This is a genomic window from Mesorhizobium sp. RCAM 05104, assembly GCF_059683645.1.
The window spans coordinates 123,600-138,692 of the sequence record NZ_JCASJA010000002.1 but is presented as its reverse complement, the minus strand read 5'-3'; the positions used below and the strand labels follow the sequence as shown (position 1 = coordinate 138,692).

Below are 15,093 nucleotides of genomic sequence, written 5' to 3'. Positions count from 1 at the left end.
GCAACTGGCTTCTGGCCCTGCTATCACTGCAATTCTTGGAAAAAGTTTCGGCTGATGCTGGGCCGACTCCAAAAAAGGACTCAGACAGCTGAATTTCGGGGGACGTCACGCCACTTGAACCGGAATCCCCCGATCCAGGTCGCATCTCGCCACTCCAAAACGCCACCGGTGGTTCGTCGCTGCGCGGCGGCATTGATAGAACAACAAAAGCTGGCGACCTTGTATCACCACTGTCGAGTGCCCGTTTTCGCCCGGCTCTCCGGGATCGAGTACTGGCCCAAAGGTCGCGTATGGACCCTCGACCCTATCTGCGATGGCGAAGAAGACGCGCTGCCGGCTCCCGCGGGGCTGATCGGGAAGAAAGCACGTCGCGTTGAGGAGAATCCGGCCGTCCGGAAGCTCTACCAACTGCGCTCCCTCGATGCCCCATTCATAGTCCGGGTGATGCCGCGAATTGTGGTGAGGCAAGTCACCATGGTCCAGTATCTTGCCCACTCGCTTCCAGGGCCCAAACCATGAGTCCGATTGGCTGCGTGCCAGATAGATGTCCGGCTGCGGCACCGTCGTGAATTTGGGCATGCCCGAATAGACGATGTAGCGCTTCTCGCCGATTATGGCGGGGTGCGGATCGTAAATCCCGTCTTCGTCTGTATCCGGCAGAGCGAGGAGCGCGGAATTCAAAACAACCCACCGGAACCCGTCGTTCGAAACGACGTGCTCGCAACGGCCGCCTGATTTCATGTATTCCGTCTGGATAAACATGTGAAAGACGCCTGCATCATAAATCACGCCAGGCGCCGCCACTCCCGATCCCCCAACCGGCAGGGCAATTGGGTCATGTTCTGTCCAAGGCCCGAAATGGTTGGGGGCCGTGGCATGGAGGAGGCTCCAGGTTTCGCTAGTGACTGTGCCGCTCGATCCGAACATATGCCAGAGCTGTCCGTCGAACACCGGACATGGATCCTTCACGTCATCTACGGTCGTGGGATCAAACAGCGGGAAGACGTTCGTTTCAAACTTGATCGCCATTGATTCGTCCAATCAAGGTCCGGCACAAATTCGCGGGCCAACCCTGCGTGGCGCCGAATCGTATCACCGATCGTTAACTTTGTCGTATTGCGAATTAACGCAGCATTAACGATCGGCGGCCGGCGCTCCGAAGGCCGCGCCGCTGAAATGCATACGCTCCTTGTCTCGTCCGTTGACCGGCAAAGCCAATTCCGCGTTGGCGAATGAAATCTCTTTTCTTCGAGGAACGAGTCCGACCGAGGCAAGTTAGATTCACAGAAAATAATCACGTCTCAATGCCTCGATTAACATTTGTTGTACGCGCGCATCCGGGATTGAACTAAAGGATCTCCTCATGGAAAACGTAACTGGAAAGTCAATCCTGCGATACCAGGCAGAAGAAACCTCTATGCTACTATGCTTTTCCCATCTTCGTTGGAATTTTGTGTACCAACGCCCCCAGCATATCCTTACGTTGGCCTCGAAGACAAAGCAGGTAATCTATTTCGAGGAGCCTCTTTTCGAAGAGGTACCGCAAGCGTTCATGCGCTCCAGCGATGTCTCAGCGTCGATCAAGGTGATCACGCCGATCCTTCCGGTTGAAACCAGCCCTGCCGACGCGGACGCAGCTCAACGTCGGTTTCTGGACCTGTTGGTCGCTTCAACACCCCAGCACCTGCTGACCACCTGGTACTACACGCCGATGGCTTTGCGGTTCAGCGACCACATTCTTTGTGATGTCTGCGTTTACGATTGCATGGACGAGCTTTCAGCGTTCAAGAACGCGCCAGCCGAACTCGTCGAGATGGAGAGACGGTTACTGGAACGGGCGGACGTCGTGTTCACAGGCGGGCAGAGCCTGTACGAGGCCAAACGGGGTATGCATGGCTCCATCTTTCCGTTCCCCAGCAGCATCGACTTTACGCACTTCCATCAAGCCAGGGGACCCGGAAAGGACCCGGTCGATCAGGAGCAGATACCACACCCCAGAGTGGGCTATTTCGGCGTCATCGACGAAAGGCTGGACGTGGGTCTGGTGGCGCGTACCGCACGAGACATGCCAGACGTTCAATTCGTCATGATCGGACCAGTTGTGAAGATCGACCCCAAGGACCTCCCCCAGGCAGACAATCTTCATTGGCTGGGTGGAAAGGACTACGCGGAGCTTCCATCCTATCTCAGGCACTGGAATGCCGGATGGATGCCATTCGCCCTCAATGCGGCTACCCGCTATATCAGCCCCACAAAGACACCAGAATTCCTTGCGGCCGGCGTCCCTCTCGTTTCCACGGCAATTGTGGACGTCGTCCGCACCTATGGGGCGGAGGGTCTAGTCGACATCGTCGATGCCGAGGATGTCGAAGCCAAGCTTCGATCCCTTCTGGCGCGGCCTCGCGACTCCGCGCTGGCACAAGTCGACGCCTTTCTCATTGACATGTCTTGGGAAAATACCTGGATCGCCATGGCGGGTCATATCCAGCGCGCCCGTGCCGCCAAGAATGTTCTGCCGTTCCGGCGGAGTGCTTAGACATGTTCGATTGGCTGATTGTCGGGGCCGGCTTTGCCGGTAGCGTGCTTGCGGAACGCATCGCCTCGCAACGCAACGAGAGCGTCTTGCTCATTGACAGGCGCGGTCATATCGGCGGCAACGCCTATGACTGCTACAACGAGGCTGGCATACTGATCCACAAGTATGGCCCTCACATCTTCCATACGAATGCCCAGTCGATCGTGGACTACCTTTCCCAGTTCACGGCGTGGCGCCCTTACGAGCATCGAGTGCTCTCCAAGGTCGACGGCCAGCTGCTGCCGATCCCCATCAATCTCGACACGATCAACAGGCTTTACGATCTCGATTTGACATCAGATCAGTTGGAGGAGTTTTTCATTTCTCGTCGCGAAGCGGTGGAAGAAATCCGGACGGCCGAGGATGTGGTGGTAAGCACGGTCGGTCGTGAGCTGTATGAAAAATTCTTTCGCGGTTACACGCGCAAGCAGTGGGGCGTCGATCCGTCCCAGTTGAACAAATCGGTGACGGCGCGGGTCCCGACCCGCACGGACCGCGACGATCGGTATTTCGGCGATACGTTTCAGAAGATGCCGGCTGGCGGCTACACAGCGATGTTCCAGCGCATGCTCGACAGTCCTAAAATCAAGATCATGCTGCAAACAGACTACCGGGCCATCCAAGGCAAGATTCCGTACCGCCGAATGATCTACACAGGGCCGGTCGACGAATACTTCGACTGGTCGCTGGGCCGCCTCCCCTACCGATCTTTGAGATTCGAGCATGTGACGCTTGATTGCGAGCAGTTCCAGCCGGTGGCTGTCGTCAACTACCCACAGACGGAAGAATACACCCGCATCACAGAGTACAAACATCTCACTGGCCAGCAGAGCCCTCGAACCAGCCTTACCTACGAGTATCCTACTGATGTCGGCGACCCGTACTATCCCGTGCCGCGGGCCGACAACGAGGCGCTGTACAAACGATACGAAGCGCTGGTGGCGAACCTTTCGAATGTCTGGTTTGTCGGCAGGCTGGCAACATATCGCTACTACAACATGGATCAGGTCGTGGGGCAGGCGCTCGCGACGTTTGCTCGAATTCAAAAAAGCCTGCCAGCCTCGATTTCGACGCGTGTCGAGGCTGCCGAATGAACGATGCGCTCGAGATGTGGGGAGGCGTGGAATGTAGCCATGTCCGCGTTCGGATGACGGTGCGTGACCAATTGGAGGAAACCGGTCACCTGCACCGCATCGACGATCTCGATCGGATAGCCGGTCTCGGCATCCGTACCCTTCGCTATCCTGTGCTGTGGGAGAGCATCGAAGGTGAGCCAGGCTGTTATGATTGGCGTTGGCCCGACGCGCGATTGCGACGAATTCGCGATCTGGACATGCAACCGGTTGCCGGCCTGATGCATCACGGCAGCGGGCCGCCATGGGCAAACGTTCTCGCCCCCGACTTCCCGGAAGTGTTTGCCCGCTATGCGGCGTTGGTCGCGCAGCGCTATCCATGGATAGAGTTGTACACGCCCATCAACGAGCCACTCACGACTGCTCGCATCAACGGGCTCTATGGGCTCTGGCATCCGCATGGGACCAGCGAGGCGATGTGTCTGCGCATTGCAATGGCTCAATGCCGAGCGACAGCGCAGGCGATGAAAGCGATACGCGCGCATGTCCCGTCGGCTCGACTGGTGCAGACCGAGGATGTCGGACGCGTCTTTGCTACTGAGCGGCTCGCCTACCAGGCGGATCATGAAAACGAACGCCGCTGGCTGGCACTGGATCTCCTGGCGGGGCGCGTCACCATTCAACACCCCTTCTACGATCGGCTGTTGGATGCCGGAATTGCAGAAGAGCAGCTCTCAGCTTTGGCAGCGGAACCCTGCCCGCCAGATATCGTTGGGATCGACTACTACTTGACCAGCGACCGAATGCTCGACGAACACATCGATCGGTATCCTGGCCAACAAGTCGGGGGAAATGGCATCCACACTTATGTCGATAGCGCGGCCGTTCGGTCTGCTGGTCATCGGGATTCAGGTCTAGGTCACAGAATCGACGAGGTCTGGAACCGCTATCAACTGCCGATCGTCGTGACGGAGCTGCACAATGGGTCGACCCGCGACGAACAGGTACGCTGGCTGGTCGAAGGTTGGCAGGCCGCGCAAGCAGCGAAGGACAACGGCACTGATATCCGCGCTGTCACAGCTTGGTCTCTGTTCGGCGCCGTCGACTGGAATTCGATGCTCCGCGCGCAGGATGGGTTTTACGAAAGCGGTGCATTTGACATACGCGCCGCAAGACCCCGGCCAACAGCACTCGCCGGCGTCATTCGGGATCTTGCCACGCATGGGTGTGCCGACCATCCCGTATTGGACCGGCCCGGGTGGTGGCGAGAAGATCGCGCTTCCGAGACAACGGTCCGGCGGCATCTCCTTTTGCTTGGATTTGGGGGGATGATCGCGGTCATTCAGGAATGCTGTGCCGCCCGTAGGCTGGCGGTATGTACTGCGAGGCCAACCGCACATCGCATAGCTGAACAAGATCATGCTTGGGCTGAAATTCACGTCGACGAACGCAGCCCAATTCGCCTTGTTCCACCTGCCATGCCGAGCAGAATTTTCTGCCGGTTTCCGGACGGAAGTGATCTGCAGCTACAATACGCTGCCGGAAATGCGACCGTGCAAGTAGCCAATGCAATTCTCGATCTGGTCATTGACGGCCAGCGGGGCGCGTTCGAGCTGCTCGACCTACGGCCCGGCAATCAATACGAACTGGCTCCGTTAACCGCAGCGGCCCGTTCCGATGAGCGCTATGGTCTCGAACTGACCAATGTTGCCCAGCGACTTTTCGCATCTGGTTGAGGGCACTCTGACCGGCTCGTTGGTTTCCCGGTCGTAAGCCCGTTTGCGGCGGACAGCCGAGGAACAATTCGAACGGAATTTCGTTTGCCTTGACGGGAATTACAGGATTGCCAAAAATGGTCGCTCCACGCGCTGTCTGGAAGGGCTTTTTGAAGATTGGCTCGGTCGCCTGCGGCGTCAAGATTGTCGGGGCCACCAGCGAGGCCTCAAAGATTCATTTCAAGATATTGAACCGCAAGGACGGTCTCCCGGTCAAAAGTGTTTATGCTGACGAAAAGACCGGAGAGCCGGTCGGCGCCGAAGACCAGGTCAAGGGTTTCGAAATTGCAAAGGACGAGTTCGTTCAGATCGAGCCCGAGGCCATCAAGGCGCTCAAGCTCACCTCGGAGCACACGCTTGAAGTCGGTGAGTTCGTGTCGCTTGACGACATCGACACACGTTATCTTGACAAGCCCTATTACCTCGTTCCAGCTGATGGCGCCGCCGTCGAGGCTTACGCCGTGATCCGCGATGCCATGAAAAACAGGCGCGTGGCCGCCCGCTCCTGTGTGGTTCTCTATCAGCGTGGCCGAGAGGTTCTGATCCAGCCCTATGACAAAGGTATGGTGATGACTGAGTTGCGGACCCACAACGAAATGATCTCGCAGGACAGCATCTTCGACAGCCTGAAGAAACAGAAATACGACCCGGAGCTGCTCGAAATCGCCGGCATGCTCATCGACAAGAAGGTAACAACCTTCGATCCTTCGAAATTCGAGGACACTTATGAGGATGCGTTGATCGCCATGATCGACGCGAAACGCAAGGGCAAGCAGCCGCCAAAGCCGGCGCCCAAGCCGAAAGAAAACGTCATCAATCTGGCCGAGGTCCTGAAAAAGAGCCTCAAGCAGGAAGGCTTGGCGACGCCAACGAAGGTCGGCTCCTCGAAACGCAAGACAGCCTAGCTTAGCCGATCAGCCGAGGAGACATCAAACACCTCAGCCAAGGAGAAATTTGTGATCCTACTGACTCCCGAGCTGTGCCGTGCGGCAAGAGGTCTATTGAATTGGCCACAAGCCAGACTTGGGGCGAAGTCAGGTGTGAGCGAGGCGACGGTTCGCGATTTTGAAAAGGGGAAGCGTGTTCCCGCCGCCAACAAGCTCATGGCGATACAATTGGCATTGCAGCAGGCCGGCGTCGCTTTTCTGGGCGATGGGGCAACTGCCCAGGGCGGACCTGGAGTTCGTCTCAGGGCGCCCCTGGCACCGCGCACGCTGGTTCGAGACGGCGAAGCTGGCATTGTCGAGAACAGCGAAATGTAGGTCACCGCTGCAGGGACCGTCATCCCATCTGATCGTGGTGAGCCTCTTTCGTTTGTCCAACCATTTTCGCCAGTTCCGAAAATGACGGGATGTCCGCTTCGCCTTGTGCCTTGTTTTCGATCTGTAAGAGCCGTATCGGGAAGCAGATCGCGTCGCGATTGGCTGGCGACATATCTTCATAGGTCCGCTCGTCGCCCCTGACGGAGGCCTGCGCCTTTTGCAGGGCGGCGTCGATATCGTCGATCGAAAGCAGGCCTTTGTGGACCAGCAAATTGTTGATCGAGGCGAGTGCCATCATGGCCGAGCACTTTTTCCGCTGCTCGAGGTTCCCCGACTCGCTGAATCTTGCCCATCTGACTGATGCGTCTTGTCGTTCACTTCATCGGCGGGCCGCGTCAGTCCAATCCCGCTCCTGGGCTTCTTGTTGCCAGCCGCATCCTGGGAGAATGCATCCGACGGGTCGGCACCGGTCTTGGCCGGATATTTCGTTGCTCCAGTTTCGCGACGGTTTTCATTGCCAGACATTTTCGGTTCTCCAGTGTGATGACCGATAACAGCCCCGCGTGCTGCGAGTTCCCGTCCATGGAACATTCCTGGCTGCCGGTCGTTGGCCAGCAAAGACACCCGGAGGTTGAAATGCTGCCCAAACCAGTGCCCGGCGAAGCACCTCCCGGTGGGATGCGGATTGGCGAGGGGTATCTTGCGCTTGGCCACTCCATCTTCCCCCCGACCTCAAGCTCCCATCGGCCATTGGGATGACCCGCGATCAGGTCCGGAAAGCCTTCACACGCATAGGCACGATGACATCGCGCCCTGAGGCGTTCCTGATTCTGGTCGCCTATGCCGCGCTATGGTTGGTTTTCGATAGGCGAAGTTTCGATTGGCATGGCGTTGCCACTTTGGCGACTTGGGCCATGACGCTGTTTATCCAGCGCGCCGAACACCGAGATACGCAAGCGATGCATGCCAAGTTGGACGAACTGGTTCGCGCAGCTGGCAAGGCCGATAATGACGTGGTCACGATCGACGATGAAGAACCGGAAGAGATCGAAGACCATCGCGAGCGAGAGCAGAACGTCGGCCGAGACATCAGGTGAGCCGGTTAAACGGTATCGCCGCCCTACTCCCGCTTCTGCGGATGCGGATGGTACGTTCCTGCCTTGGGAAGCAGATGTGAGTCTACCGCACTGGGGCTGCCATGCGGTGCAACGGACAATTCGCCCTCCCTGGTGCGCGAACCGCCTCTTCCAGAAAGAACCGTACCAGAATCTCAGCCTGACGATCGGGAAACCTTGCGGCCAGCAACCCAATCGACGCTTTGGCGTTAATTAAGCAATCTTGAATTTAGCCCCTAGGTGGCAAGGATGAGCTCCGACACTGAACCGCGCCATCCTCGTGACAGCGATCTCCTGTGAGGATGTGAGCCCTATGTGATTGAGTGTTTTGCGCGGCAAAACGGCATTACCCCCGCTCTGGTGCATGAACTTATGAGGCGCTATGGAAGCCGCCGCAAGGTGCTCGAAGCCGTGGTTAAGGAATTGGACCGCCCAAAACCGTAAGCACGAGCTAACCGGACGGAATGCCGCGAATGGTGGTTTTTAAAAAATCTCCTGACGGGAGCCATGATCGGACCCCTGTGGTGGCGAATTTAAAGCCGTCCTTGGCAGCTCATAGGCAACAGGCTCATCGCTGTTAGGCGACAGCCAGGAGGGAGCAGACGACAAGGTCAAGCTGATGCTTCGGATCCTGAAGATGCCGGCTCCGACCACGCAGCCTCTCCTGCGGCTTATCGAGGGCCTTTCTCCGACCGATGAAGACAAGATGGCGCAACGCTGAAGGTTTTGCCGCCAGTGGTCCCATAACCGGCGTGAATCGATGACAACTCATTGATTCAAAACATGCGTTGGACGGCGTGGCTGATGGCCCGGATAATCCGGGACATGCCCAATGGTCCCGTCCCCAAATTTCTGCGCCGAGTGGATCCGACCCGCAACATGGCGCGCTATTACACTCTGTCGCTTCAGCCGACGCTTTTCGGCGAGGTGTCGCTGGTGCGCCAATGGGGGCGCATCGGCACACGCGGAAGACAGAAAATCGAGTCCTTCACGAGAGATGGCGAAGCGGCTTTGGCGTTGTTGAAGCTTGCCGCGAAAAAAATAGGACGCGGATATACCGGCGACGATCGTTCGTCGCCGGCATCGCGGTCGTCACACGGTGATTGAGCCCGCCGCATTCGCGAGATCGGCATATTCGGAGATCGGGCGCTCGGCCCTGAAAAAACTGTCCCGCTCGACGGACAGACCGAGGGGGCCACGCAGTGCCGCGAGCTCCGACAGCCTGACCGTGCCGAGCTCCGGAGAGCCGACGCCGAGGTCGCACAGCCCGAAGAGAATGTCGCTCATCCGGGTCGGCTTCGCTGATAAGCCACGTCGCGTCCGCGTCGGGGGTGAACAGTTTCAAAACCGGATAGGGATCGTGGTTCGGGTTGGCTGCCACACGCCTGCCGTTTTCCAGCAGCGGTCCCATGTCTTCCTCTGTGATGATGCGCATGATCTGATGTCCTTGTTCGCAGAGGCCGACCCGGAAGTCGGCGGCGGGTCTGGGAGAAGCCGGCCCCGCATCGCGCAGGGCCGGCGCCTTTGGCTCAGGCCGCGCGTTCCAGAGGATCACCTTCTTGGCGGGATCGTTGCCAGGGGCGGGAGCGACGTTGCCGTAGATGACGCCGATCTCGGGAGCCGACAGCTTGACCGAAGTGTACTCCTCACCCGTCTGCCGCGAGACCCTGTTCCAAGCCGCACCGAGCTCGAAGCCGTTGCGTCGCGCGATGATGCGGAAGTCCGGGGCATCCTCACTCGCCTTGGACGCGTTGGGGACGATGGCGACCGGGACGTTGACGTTGTGGGTGGCAAGCGTGCCTTCCAGGGTGCCATCCTGCTTGGCGGTGAGGTTTGCAATTGTGGTGGCCATGGTATGTCTCCTTCGGTTGATCGGGACCATTCCCGATGGCGCCACAGGAGAGGACCGGTCGCCGGCGTCACCGAGCGAAGCGAGGGAAACCCCTTGCGGGGTTGGCGGCATGAGGCGGGCGGTCTTCTACAAAGGCGACACAGATCGGGGACGGTCCTCGAGGCGACCGATCGGGGGAGGCACTCCACGGCCCCCCTTGCAAGCCGCATCCCCAAGCGGGAGCAAAACACGCGCCGTTGCTGATCTCCGCTTCCTTCGCCATCGCTTGTGTGCCGGCCGAAGGCCCGAAGCGCGAGCCTCCGCCTTCGCACGCGCAGCGGCTCACGGCTCGGGGCGGTGTGGACCGTGTCTCGCAGCGGATCAGCGCTGCAGATGAGCCAGCCGTCCAGGGTCGCCTGGAGCGGCCGTGATTGCGGGGAATGGCGCGCCCGGCACGGAAACGTGTTGGAAGGATGCTCGCAAACCCGTCGGCTAATCAGCAGGAACCCGGCCCTGTACCTGCGGGGTCAGCGTCACCAACGATCGAAGGAGGAAGGGCAGCGGGGGACGGAAGCACATGCCAAGGTCGGGCATCGACAGGGAATGTCAAGTGTCAGACAGCTCTCAGCCAACACCGATTGAACGCATCAGGCCCGACGGAGGCGTACGCCGGCAATCGGCCGAAATCCTTGTTTCCCTATTGCGAGGATGTTCTCGTTGACGTCTGCTTCTGGGTTTTGCAGGGCGCAGTGCTTGCTTAAGACGCCGGACCCGTTTCAGGTTGTCGGCGCGCGATTTTGAAGCGATTGTCTCGAAAGTCTAGCAATTTCTGGAACAGCTCTAGTTGCCCGCCGAAATTGCGCGCTAGATATCGCACCATCTTGGGGCCGTTCAGCAGTCGGTCAAAATAACTTGTAGCGGCGATCAGGTTGAGCATTGTTATACCGTGGGTGCTGGCAGCGCTCAGATAGTTATGGCTGATCTTGGCAAGTTCGGTTTCCATGGAAGCCATTTGCGAAGGGGAAATACCGTCGAATTGCTTTCTGTCAGCCGAGGGATTGGTGAGGCGCGTCCGTGGTGTAAGCGCGATCAGGACCCTGGCGCTTCGAAATTGCACGCTGTCCAACGCGATCATGAGCCGTACAATTTCGATCTGCCGGCTCGGTACTACCTCTCGTAACAAGGCGAAGATCTTCAAGGGCGCGCCAAGATCCCTCAAAAGTTCCAGAACTTCGACGCAGACGCCTCCGATAAGATGGGGCTCGGTGGTGGCGCGAAACGGGCTCGGCTGTTCCTCAGCAGCAGGGGTTTTCGCCTCGCCGCCTGGCGATCTTTGCGTCAAGATCGAAGGTAGCGTTGCCAAACCATCCGCCTGAAGCAACGCTCGAAATGCAGCGCTGTGTAAGAGCTGGCGAAAGGCAATGACGGCGCCTTCCAATTGGTGACGAGCTGCGCCGGCTTCTTTAATGAAATCCTGCATATTGTCGAATTTGCGCTTATAGGTTTGCAAGAAAGCGGGGCCAAGCAGCGGGTTCAGCGGCCCCTGCAAATCGTCTGTCAGTCGAATGGCATGCCGGTTGTTTTTGACGAGGCGACGAAGCTCAGCCTTTGTCATCTTCAGGCGCCTGCCGAAATCGGCTCTCGTCTTGCCATCTCCACCACAGGATCAAGCGAAGCGAAGAGGAAGGCATTGAGGCGCACGCCATTCTCAGCCTTCAGCGCACTGAAAGCAGACTGAGCTTCATGTGCGGGCGCGATCAGGAAGTCACGAACGGTCAGATGATCAGGCTCCATTCTGATTAGAATCGTCACGTCCGGCCCAACCAGGCCACGATTCCTGAACTGCCACCGTGGATACCCGGTGACTATAATTCGATGGCGCGCAATCCATATCGCGATGGTGAATTCTTCATTGACACGCATGAGCTTGGTCTGGGGCTCGTAGAATGCCGAGCCGCCGACCCTGCCCATTGCTGCAATCAAGGCCGCAATCATTTGCTGTCGGATCTGATTGAGCTGGTTGCTAATTTCGAGTTTCCGAAAATTCGCCGACCCGTCGTATCCGATCAGTTGGTAGGCGGCCTTGATGCTTCCAAATCGATGCATGTAAATGTTGGCTGAACGACAGCTGGGGGAGGCGTCAATGATTGGGGACGACAGCTTCCCTCGCTCCTTTAGGAGCTTGGTAAGATCGGCCAGCAACTGCTCATCAGGGGTAAGATAAGCGCGCGCCCGCTTGATCGCTTGCGCACGATCAAATATCGCCCGAGGTACGATAGGCTCAATGACATTGTCGGCGCGAACAACAGCGCTCGGCGGATTTCTTACCCTGTTGTGCAGAAGGCGATGGGATATCCGGTTCCATACACTGTTGCCGATGTATTTCTCGCTGGTCAGGATCGTGTTTACGCACGCTCGCGTCCATGGTCGGCCGAGTTCCGTGACGAGGCCTCGCGCGTTTAAAGCAGAAGCAATTTCGACTTCCGTTTTTCCCATTTTCACGAACTGATTGAACATCCATCGGACGGTTGAAATCTCGCTCTTGGGCCCAGGGATGAGAATGACGCGGTCACTGGCCAGACCTTTTCGCTCATCGCGATGAAGGACTGCCCTGGGATTTCCTGAGCCATCGACAAGAAGGCGTCTGAAGCCATAGCCCGCAAGGCCACCACCGCTGAAACCTAGTTTGATTATGCGGCTTTGACCGGCAAAGACCCTATTCGACAGCATGCGGCTGTATTCCGCGGCCATGCTACGCTTGATTGCCTTCAGCACGTCGGAGCCGATGCTCCCATCATTAACGAACAGCTCAGCGCAGAACTCGATCCGCACTCCAGCTATTTGGCACCTGTATTCATAAGAGGCGCTTTCATCGGTATTTTGAAAGCGCCCCCAACGGCTGACGTCATAGACAACGACTGTTTCGAAATCGGCCCGCCGGCTTTCGATGTCTTCGAGCAGTCGCAGCAAGCCGGGACGTCCCCAGATGTTGAGCCCGCTTCGGCCCGCGTCTTCATAAGTGGCAACGATGTCGTAACCCATGACCTCGGCATAGCTACGGATCGCGTCCCTCTGATTATCGATGGAGTAGACTTGCCTCTCTGTCGACATACGCAAATACTCGGCAGCACGAGCTCTTCGCCTGTCAGAGTCCGGGGCCTCCGCTGCTTTGTCCATCGCCTCGCACCAGGGTAGTGACCCCACCAGTAAAGGCCGGCGCCGCCTGCGATTTGGTTAGGGAAACCTGTCTAGTTGTCTCGAATGACCGCTGCCAAATGTGGACACGGCGGTCTTCAACGGGCGAGAAATCTTGATTCATTTAGTGAGAAGTCACGCCGCGATCTCTCCCCCACAAGGTCCGCTTTCAAGAACCGGCAAAGCTTGTCTCTACGGCCGACATCAGGCGCATTGATGACAAACGAACTCCGCATGAATTTCGATCCATGGCCGAAATGTTCCGACCACCGCATACCGCCGATCGATCCCGTAAAAGCAAACGCAGCGGTCGTCCGTCGTCAACGCGCGGTCATTCGCTCGACTCGTCTCCAACGTCCTCTTGGCCGGCCGCAAAGTTGGGCATGATTTCACCGCCCAGCACCCTCGCCTTCGACAGCAGTCCGGCATCCTCGAGCGCCTCGAAGTCGGGCAGGTCACGCAGCGTGTCGAGCCCGAACTCCAGCAGGAATTCCTTTGTCGTCACGTAGGTGTAGGGGGCGCCCGGCGTTGGGCTACGCGGACCGGAAGCGATCAGGCCGGCACCGCGCAGATGACCAATAAAATCGCGACTGATCTCCTTGCCGAAGAAAGACGACAACTCGGCGCGGGTGATGGGCTGGAAATAGGCAACGCACATCAGCACCAGCACCTCTGACTGCGTGAGGTCTGTCGCGCCCTCATTGCCGCCGACCGCACTGCGGATGGCGTCTGCATAGGCAGGCCGGGTCAGGTGCTTCCAGCCACCGGCGACGGCGACGAGGTCATAGGGTCGACCGCGCAGTTCTTCACGGATGTCGTCGATGAGGAGGTCGATGCTGCAACTTCTGCCGACGATGCGGGCGAGCGTCTCGCGCGTGACGGGCTCGCTGGCAGCAAAAATTGTCGCCTCGACGCGGAGCATCCATTCCCGCCAACGCACCTCCGGCGGCAGATGATCCAGTTCGCGATCGAACAGATGGTCATCAGGCCGATCCTTTCCTCGTCTGCGCACCGCTTCCGCCATGGTCCTCAGAGCCCGTAGATGCGGAACGCGGTGCGGCCTGAAAGTTCGCGGACGGCGCCGAGTTCGACCAGCCGGTCGAACAGGCGGCGCAGCCCACGGTCACTCATGCCGGCGATCTTTTCCGAGGCAACGATCGCATCGTCGGACAGGAGCCTGTTGACAACGGCGTCCGCTGCCTTGGCCCTGAGTTTCGGCGCAATGGCAAGCAGCCGGTTGGCGCGGCGCTCGAGCTCCGCGGAAAGATCGATGGCGCGCAGCGCAGCGCGTGCCTGGGCGGCAAGCAGACCTTTCGCACGCTGACGATCTGTCGAAATGCTTGTCGCCACCGAGCTGGCCGCCGATCGACGCTGGCGGGGGCCTGTGCCCGAGTTCGCTTCAGCGCCCAGCAGCGGCACCGCGTGTGCCCAACCCAGTCGTTGCGCCAGCAGGGCGTCGGCGAGCCAGGCTCCCAGGGCGCGTGCAAAGCCGTGGCGTTCGGCGATCGCGATGGCGCCTGTCATCATTTCCACCGTCCCGTCACTGGCGGCGAGCCGCCGAAGATCGTCCGTCAGGTCGCTCACGCCCGCATCACTACGCAAGAGACCGAGGTCATCCAGCACCGCGCCGATGCCCGCCTCGGTGAGCAGTTTTTCCGCAGGCGTTGCGGCCAGCCTGCGCCAGGCCACAAGCATCCTGCCGGCGGGCCCGGCATTGTCGCCCGGTCGTGTGTGAAGCACGGCGTCACGCAGCGCGCTTTCATCCTCGACGCGGCCGGCCTGCTTCGCCGTTGCCGCGGCCGCCGAAAGCGCCAGCCGCTGCCGCCAGGCGCCAGCCCACCGCTCCTGCCGTCGCACCATCGCATCGAGCGCGCCAATGGTAGCGCCGGCGGCGAGCGCGACCTCCTCAACATCTTTTCCCGCAAGGTTTTGCGCATCCGGGATGGCCCGGCGCAACCAAGCCGGCACCGCTATGATCGGCGCGACCGCCGTGGCACCGGGAAGGGCCCCGTGGCGTAAAGAGGATTTGGGACGCAGAATCATCTCAGCCACGATGAATCATGGCGGCGCTTTTGGCAACGGAAATGGGGAGAAAGCGCTGTACCTGTCGTGCCGGCAAAACGAATGATAATCTTGCATTATCGATCATTCTCGTCTGTCCAGAAGAAATGTATTTCTCGTCGAGCAAAATCCCGAAAACGTGCCGGGGACGCTTCCGCGCCGTCCCACAGCACGGCCGTGTGGGCGACAATTCTCGTCGCGCGATC

14 protein-coding genes and 2 pseudogenes are annotated in these 15,093 nt (G+C 58.9%); 7 read left to right on the top strand and 9 right to left on the bottom strand.

The features are described from left to right. Positions 1-105: 105 nt before the first annotated feature. Entirely contained in the window at positions 106-1,029 is a 924-nt protein-coding gene (locus tag AC56QP_RS35845) for a glycoside hydrolase family protein (RefSeq protein ID WP_489863736.1), read from the bottom strand. Between the two features lie 334 nt (positions 1,030-1,363). Here AC56QP_RS35845 and AC56QP_RS35840 point away from each other — a divergent pair, with 334 nt between their 5' ends. The 5 genes from AC56QP_RS35840 (at position 1,364) to AC56QP_RS35820 (ending at position 6,685) form a co-directional block, all read left to right on the top strand. Further along, entirely contained in the window at positions 1,364-2,536 is a 1,173-nt protein-coding gene (locus AC56QP_RS35840; RefSeq protein ID WP_489863737.1) for a glycosyltransferase family protein, read from the top strand. Between the two features lie 2 nt (positions 2,537-2,538). Next, positions 2,539-3,669 carry a UDP-galactopyranose mutase gene (gene glf / locus AC56QP_RS35835; RefSeq protein WP_489863738.1) on the top strand — a complete coding sequence of 377 codons (1,131 nt, stop codon included), beginning with the start codon at positions 2,539-2,541 and terminating at the stop codon, positions 3,667-3,669. Next, positions 3,666-5,384, top strand: a complete 1,719-nt coding sequence (locus tag AC56QP_RS35830; RefSeq protein ID WP_497101080.1) for a family 1 glycosylhydrolase — start codon at positions 3,666-3,668, stop codon at positions 5,382-5,384. Before glf ends, AC56QP_RS35830 begins: the two co-directional genes overlap by 4 nt. A 116-nt stretch (positions 5,385-5,500) precedes the next feature. After that, positions 5,501-6,328: a non-homologous end joining protein Ku gene (gene ku, locus AC56QP_RS35825; RefSeq protein WP_489863741.1), complete on the top strand. Its 828-nt coding sequence runs from the start codon at positions 5,501-5,503 to the stop codon at positions 6,326-6,328. 135 nt (positions 6,329-6,463) lie between these two features. Beyond that, on the top strand, positions 6,464-6,685 hold the full coding sequence (locus tag AC56QP_RS35820; protein ID WP_497104129.1) for a hypothetical protein: 222 nt from the start codon (positions 6,464-6,466) through the stop codon (positions 6,683-6,685). Between the two features lie 19 nt (positions 6,686-6,704). On the opposite strand, the gene AC56QP_RS35815 is transcribed toward AC56QP_RS35820, so the two are convergent. Next, on the bottom strand, positions 6,705-6,983 hold the full coding sequence (locus AC56QP_RS35815) for a hypothetical protein (protein ID WP_489863743.1): 279 nt from the start codon (positions 6,981-6,983) through the stop codon (positions 6,705-6,707). Further along, positions 6,980-7,399, bottom strand: a complete 420-nt coding sequence (locus tag AC56QP_RS35810; protein ID WP_489863744.1) for a hypothetical protein — start codon at positions 7,397-7,399, stop codon at positions 6,980-6,982. The genes AC56QP_RS35815 and AC56QP_RS35810 overlap by 4 nt, the downstream gene beginning before the upstream one ends. Positions 7,400-7,440: 41 nt before the next feature. Here AC56QP_RS35810 and AC56QP_RS35805 point away from each other — a divergent pair, with 41 nt between their 5' ends. After that, positions 7,441-7,782, top strand: a complete 342-nt coding sequence (locus AC56QP_RS35805) for a low affinity iron permease family protein (RefSeq protein WP_489863745.1) — start codon at positions 7,441-7,443, stop codon at positions 7,780-7,782. 801 nt (positions 7,783-8,583) lie between these two features. After that, a complete protein-coding gene (locus AC56QP_RS35800; protein WP_497101102.1) occupies positions 8,584-8,907 on the top strand; it encodes a WGR domain-containing protein in 324 nt (107 codons plus the stop codon). Here AC56QP_RS35800 and AC56QP_RS35795 read toward each other — a convergent pair. The 6 genes and pseudogenes from AC56QP_RS35795 to AC56QP_RS35770 form a co-directional block, all read right to left on the bottom strand. Beyond that, positions 8,893-9,235, bottom strand: a pseudogene (locus AC56QP_RS35795) (DUF2958 domain-containing protein). The gene AC56QP_RS35800 and the pseudogene AC56QP_RS35795 sit on opposite strands and share 15 nt — an antisense overlap. Before the next feature lie 105 nt (positions 9,236-9,340). Next, positions 9,341-9,652 (bottom strand): annotated as a pseudogene (locus tag AC56QP_RS35790) (DUF736 domain-containing protein); the annotation flags it as partial. 736 nt (positions 9,653-10,388) lie between these two features. Further along, the gene (locus AC56QP_RS35785; protein ID WP_489863747.1) at positions 10,389-11,246 is read right to left on the bottom strand and encodes a plasmid partitioning protein RepB C-terminal domain-containing protein; all 858 of its coding nucleotides are present in this window, start codon (positions 11,244-11,246) and stop codon (positions 10,389-10,391) included. Between the two features lie 2 nt (positions 11,247-11,248). Then, a complete protein-coding gene (locus AC56QP_RS35780) occupies positions 11,249-12,742 on the bottom strand; it encodes a recombinase family protein (RefSeq protein ID WP_497101101.1) in 1,494 nt (497 codons plus the stop codon). 415 nt (positions 12,743-13,157) lie between these two features. Continuing rightward, positions 13,158-13,850: an SMC-Scp complex subunit ScpB gene (gene scpB, locus AC56QP_RS35775; protein WP_489863749.1), complete on the bottom strand. Its 693-nt coding sequence runs from the start codon at positions 13,848-13,850 to the stop codon at positions 13,158-13,160. Positions 13,851-13,855: 5 nt separating this feature from the next. After that, complete coding sequence (locus tag AC56QP_RS35770; RefSeq protein ID WP_489863916.1) at positions 13,856-14,869, bottom strand: DUF1403 family protein; 1,014 nt, start codon at positions 14,867-14,869, stop codon at positions 13,856-13,858. Between the last annotated feature and the right edge of the window lie 224 nt (positions 14,870-15,093).

Bases quoted from the DNA above. Each gene is read 5' to 3' on its own strand.
- AC56QP_RS35800 (WP_497101102.1), top strand. From the start codon at position 8,584: ATGCGTTGGACGGCGTGGCTGATGGCCCGGATAATCCGGGACATGCCC.
- AC56QP_RS35830 (WP_497101080.1), top strand. From the start codon at position 3,666: ATGAACGATGCGCTCGAGATGTGGGGAGGCGTGGAATGTAGCCATGTC.
- AC56QP_RS35805 (WP_489863745.1), top strand. From the start codon at position 7,441: ATGACCCGCGATCAGGTCCGGAAAGCCTTCACACGCATAGGCACGATG.
- AC56QP_RS35785 (WP_489863747.1), bottom strand. From the start codon at position 11,246: ATGACAAAGGCTGAGCTTCGTCGCCTCGTCAAAAACAACCGGCATGCC.
- AC56QP_RS35840 (WP_489863737.1), top strand. From the start codon at position 1,364: ATGGAAAACGTAACTGGAAAGTCAATCCTGCGATACCAGGCAGAAGAA.
- AC56QP_RS35845 (WP_489863736.1), bottom strand. From the start codon at position 1,029: ATGGCGATCAAGTTTGAAACGAACGTCTTCCCGCTGTTTGATCCCACG.
- glf (WP_489863738.1), top strand. From the start codon at position 2,539: ATGTTCGATTGGCTGATTGTCGGGGCCGGCTTTGCCGGTAGCGTGCTT.
- AC56QP_RS35770 (WP_489863916.1), bottom strand. From the start codon at position 14,869: ATGATTCTGCGTCCCAAATCCTCTTTACGCCACGGGGCCCTTCCCGGT.
- ku (WP_489863741.1), top strand. From the start codon at position 5,501: ATGGTCGCTCCACGCGCTGTCTGGAAGGGCTTTTTGAAGATTGGCTCG.
- AC56QP_RS35815 (WP_489863743.1), bottom strand. From the start codon at position 6,983: ATGATGGCACTCGCCTCGATCAACAATTTGCTGGTCCACAAAGGCCTG.
- scpB (WP_489863749.1), bottom strand. From the start codon at position 13,850: ATGGCGGAAGCGGTGCGCAGACGAGGAAAGGATCGGCCTGATGACCAT.
- AC56QP_RS35780 (WP_497101101.1), bottom strand. From the start codon at position 12,742: ATGTCGACAGAGAGGCAAGTCTACTCCATCGATAATCAGAGGGACGCG.